Raw genomic sequence first — 4,184 nt, forward strand, 5'->3', positions numbered from 1 at the left:
GACCAGGACCTCGTTGCAGCCGTGCGCCGCCAGCAGGTCGATCTGGTGCTCCCAGTACGGCCAGTCCGCGTACGGGGCGGTGTAGCCGTCGTTGGTGTCGTTGAGGGCGAAGCGGTGGGGGAGGACGGTCGACCTCTCCAAGGGCCGGGCGGGGGCGGGCAGCCGTGCGGGCAGGTTCAGTTGGCTGCCGTTCCAGGCGAGATGGGCCCCGCAGACGTACTTGAGGTACCAGTGCACGCCCATGAGCAGGGTGGCCGGTGTGGTGGCATGTACCTGGATGCGTCCCGTGGTGCCGGTGACCCGGAAGCGGTCGACCGCGCCGTCGCGGTCGAGGAGACTGAGCCGGAACTGCCCGGCGTGACCGGGCAGCAGCCGATTGAGCGCCGAGCGCGCGGGAGCCGTATCGAAGACGGGGCCCCCGCCGGGGCTCTCCGCGGCGTGGGCCGGGGCCGACCATTCCAGGAAGGCTCCGAGGCCGATGGCACCGGCCGAGCCCAGCACCGTGCGTCGCGACGGACTGTTCATGTCTGTGTGCCCCCTGTGTCGACAGTGGCGGCACGCTAACGGGGCGACCGTCCGTGAACAACGGTGCGCACGGAGCTGGCGCGTTCACGTCGCCGGAACGGACCCGGAGGTACGTACGAATGAGTGTGACGAGGAAGAGGCTCGCGGGGAGCGCGATCGGCGCGGTCCTGGCCCTGCTGGCGCTGACCGGCTGCGGCTCGGGCGACGACGAGGCCGCGGCGGTTCCCAAAACGGCCACCGGGACCTTGGAGCACATCGCGGGCGAGGTGGGCTGCAAGCCGGACATGCAGACGGACGCCGACACGATCCGCCAGGCCCTCTGCACCAACAAGGACGGCGACTTCGACGGCAAGTTCGTCCTCGCCACCTTCGCCACCGACCGCGGCCAGGCGGAGTGGCTCGCCGGCGCCAAGGACTACGGCGGCTACTACCTCGTCGGCCGCAAGTGGGTGGCCGTCGGCGAGAAGAAGACGGTCGCCGGGCTCCAGGGCACCCTCGGCGGGGATGTCCAGGAGGGCTCGGAGCACATGAACCCCGGCGGCAGCCACAACGACAGCGGCAGCCACAGCGGCGGCGGCCACAGCGGATAGCCCGGCGCCGCGCCCGCCGTCCTCGACCACTCGACCACGCGGGCCCGGCACACGGCACACACGAAAGCCGGCGGTGGGAATTCCCACCGCCGGCTTCGGTCGTTCAGGACCGCTTCGGTACTACTTGCAGTTCTGACCGTTGTTGATGCAGTTGACCATCTTGTTCATCGTGTTCTGGTTGAAGAAGTTGATGAAGTCGTTGTGGTCGGTGATCGGCTTGTGCAGGTTCTCCGGGAAGGAGTCGACCGCGTACGCGTTCTTCACCTGCCCGTTCTGGATCTGCGGGGCCGGGACGTTGTAGACCAGGCGGACCTGGAGCTGGGGGATCGCCTTGAAGCCGTTGGCGCAGCTGCCGTCACCCTTGACGAAGCTCACGTGGGTGCGGTGGTTGGCGCTGTCGATGTTCTGGCCGTCCCAGCAGCTCTGGAAGAAGGACGTCCGCACCACGGAGCTGCCCTGCGGGCAGATCGGGTACTTGTCCGTCACCACACGGTTCTCGAAGCCCGTGCAGCTCCAGTTGGTGTTGGCGTTGCCCAGACCGTTCACGAAGGCCTTGGCGTCACCGGTGATGATGCGCAGCGCCTGCGGCATCGCGACGACGGGGCCGCGCTTGTTGCCGACGAACTTCAGCTGGACCTGGTTCGGCTCGACGATCTTGCCGACGTTCTTGTCCTGGCCACCACCGGGCTTGCCCTGGTCGATGTCCTGCGTGCCGTCCTGGATACGGATGACCGGCCAGAAGTACGACGACTTGTCGCCCTGGTTCTGGCAGGACGTCTGCGCGTTGGCCAGCTGCTGGTCGCTCGCGAAGGCGTTGTTGCTCTGGTTGCCGACGTAGTCGTGCTGGTGCTGGGCACCGTTGCTGACACCGGGGGCCACGATCACGTTGTCCGAGTTGCGGATCTCGTTCTTGTTGTTTCCGCAGTTCGTGGTGAAGGAGCCGCGCGAACCACCGTTGCCGTTCGCGGCGAGACCGTTGCCGTTCACGCCCTTGGGGCCGCCGTTGGGCTGGACCTGGTTGATGTTGATGAAGTCCCCGGCCACCGGGCCGTTGCCGCCCTGGCCCTGACCCTGGCCGTTGTTGCCCTGCTGACCACCCTGCTGCTGACCGCCTTGCTGCTGGCCACCTTGCTGCTGGCCGCCCTGCTGCTGGCCGCCCTGCTGCTGGCCGCCCTGCTGCTGACCACCTTGCTGCTGGCCACCCTGCTGGGCGCCACCGGCGTTGGTCTGCGCCTGGTCGGTCTTGCTCTGGCAGGTGGCGAGCTGGGCCATGCCCTGCGGAACCTGGCCGCCCACGCGCCGGATGTTGATGCCGATCCGGTCGATGGTGGCCGACCGCTTGGACTTCAGCGGGCCGAGAATGGCGTTGTTGACGAAGTTGGCGTCCCGGGACTGGGCCTGGCGGGTCTCCGCCAGACGCTTGTAGGCCTCGGTGATCTGCCGGTCCAGCAGCGCCAGCTCCTTGGCGACTCCCGCGCGCGCCTGGCGGGGAACGTTCGTCAGCTTCTGGCCGACGTCCGGGCAGGCGATGGTGGCCACCTGGGCAGCGGCGAACGTGGTATTCGGCTTGGACTTCGACTCGCCTGCTGAGGCGTAGAAATTCGCCCAGACCAGACCGCCGCCCGCTACCGCGAGCGCCGCGGATGCGGCAATGGCCCGAACGGCCAGCGGCGAACGTCGTTTCCGTGTGTTGCGTCCCATGGAACTCCTCTGACTTCCTTGCGGGGCATCGAGGCGCCCGACAGGAGTGAAGCGGCGCCCTCAGATACGCGGTGAGTCCCAGGAGTGTTCAGCCGACTCACAAATTGATGAGAGATTCGTGTGGAGACCGGGTTTCAACACCCGCCGCGCGACTACGAGTTGTCGAGCGCTCACGGCGTGTGGAGCATCGGGGCACGACGTTCACGCAGGCACGCGGGCACGCAGGCGGACGGGCGGTCGGCTGCCCGTCCGCGTCCCGCACACCCCCTACACGCCCAGCACCTTGGCCTCCACCTCCGGATCGAGCCCCACCACGGGTCGGTCGGGCCGCTGCGGCGCGACCCCGCCGAGACTCAGCAACCACTCCCAGGTGTCCCGCACGGTCTCCTCGACCCCCCGGCACCGCAGCCCTTCCCGTACGGCACGGGAGGCGTCCCTCTGGTGCAGCGCCCCATGGAGGTCGCTGCCCTCCGGCACCCACACGGGCAACTGCGTCCACGGCTCGATCCCCGCCCCGAGCACCGCCTCCGCCGGGGTCCACCGCAGGTCCGCCGGTCCGCCCGTCACCCGAACACACGCGTCGAGGAGTTCCCCCATCGTCGCCGTCCCCGGCGGCCCGACGACGTCGTACGCCCCGCTCGCCCCCCGCTCCACGGCGTCGAGGACCCAACCGGCGAGATCACGGACGTCTATGTACTGCACGGGAAGGTCACGCGGTCCCGGCGCCAGCACCGGCCCGCCCCGGGCGACCCGGCCCAGCCACCACGGCAGGCGCCCGATGTTCTCGTACGGCCCGAGGATCAGCCCGGCCCGGACGAGGAGCGACCGGTCCGCGCCGAACGCCTCCACGGCGGCCAGCTCTCCGCCCCGCTTGTCGCGGGCGTAGTCCGACTGCCCGGCGTCCGCCGCCGCGCCCCGCACCAGCGGCGCGCTCTCGTCGGACCCGGGGGCCGGTGGCCAGGCGTACACGGAGCAGCTCGACACATACACATACCGTCCGGTCGCACCGGCCAGCAGGCGGGCGGTGTCCCGGACGGCTCGCGGCGCCGCCGACCAGGTGTCGACGACGACATCCCAGCCGCCCTCGCCGGAGGCGCCGACGGCGGAGGCGTCGACGAGCGCCGCGAGCCCGTCCGGAGCGGTGCGGTCGCCCAGCAACGACCGCACCCCGGCGGGGGGTTCGTGCCGTCCCCGGTGGAAGACGGTCACCTCCCAGCCGCGGGCCAGCGCCGACTCCACGACGGCGCGACCCACGAACTCCGTACCACCCAGCATCAGAAGTCTCATACCGCCGACTCTGCCCGCCGGGCGCCCGGTACGGAACGGTGCTCTGCTCTCAGAAGATCCACCGACCGCCCGACCGCCCGA

The 4,184-nt window shown here is 69.9% G+C and carries 4 protein-coding genes; 1 reads left to right on the plus strand and 3 read right to left on the minus strand.

The window, feature by feature from the left end:
* The coding region (locus AOK15_RS19070) for an alpha-N-acetylglucosaminidase N-terminal domain-containing protein (RefSeq protein ID WP_205632170.1) at positions 1-525 on the minus strand (525 nt) is incomplete at its 3' end.
* Between the two features lie 119 nt (positions 526-644).
* On the opposite strand from AOK15_RS19070, the gene AOK15_RS19075 reads away from it, so the two are divergent.
* On the plus strand, positions 645-1,115 hold the full coding sequence (locus AOK15_RS19075; protein WP_055518400.1) for a hypothetical protein: 471 nt from the start codon (positions 645-647) through the stop codon (positions 1,113-1,115).
* Positions 1,116-1,235: 120 nt separating this feature from the next.
* Here AOK15_RS19075 and AOK15_RS19080 read toward each other — a convergent pair whose 3' ends face one another.
* Positions 1,236-2,816, minus strand: a complete 1,581-nt coding sequence (locus tag AOK15_RS19080) for a DUF1996 domain-containing protein (RefSeq protein ID WP_055518402.1) — start codon at positions 2,814-2,816, stop codon at positions 1,236-1,238.
* A gap of 267 nt (positions 2,817-3,083) precedes the next feature.
* The gene (locus AOK15_RS19085; protein ID WP_240508495.1) at positions 3,084-4,103 is read right to left on the minus strand and encodes an NAD-dependent epimerase/dehydratase family protein; all 1,020 of its coding nucleotides are present in this window, start codon (positions 4,101-4,103) and stop codon (positions 3,084-3,086) included.
* Positions 4,104-4,184 lie beyond the last annotated feature (81 nt).

Origin of the sequence: Streptomyces ossamyceticus (assembly GCF_001418475.1) — a bacterium.
Lineage (GTDB): Bacteria > Actinomycetota > Actinomycetes > Streptomycetales > Streptomycetaceae > Streptomyces > Streptomyces ossamyceticus.

Excerpts from the sequence above, each read along its gene's own strand:
- AOK15_RS19080 (WP_055518402.1), bottom strand. The coding sequence starts at position 2,816 with ATGGGACGCAACACACGGAAACGACGTTCGCCGCTGGCCGTTCGGGCC.
- AOK15_RS19085 (WP_240508495.1), bottom strand. The coding sequence starts at position 4,103 with ATGAGACTTCTGATGCTGGGTGGTACGGAGTTCGTGGGTCGCGCCGTC.
- AOK15_RS19075 (WP_055518400.1), top strand. The coding sequence starts at position 645 with ATGAGTGTGACGAGGAAGAGGCTCGCGGGGAGCGCGATCGGCGCGGTC.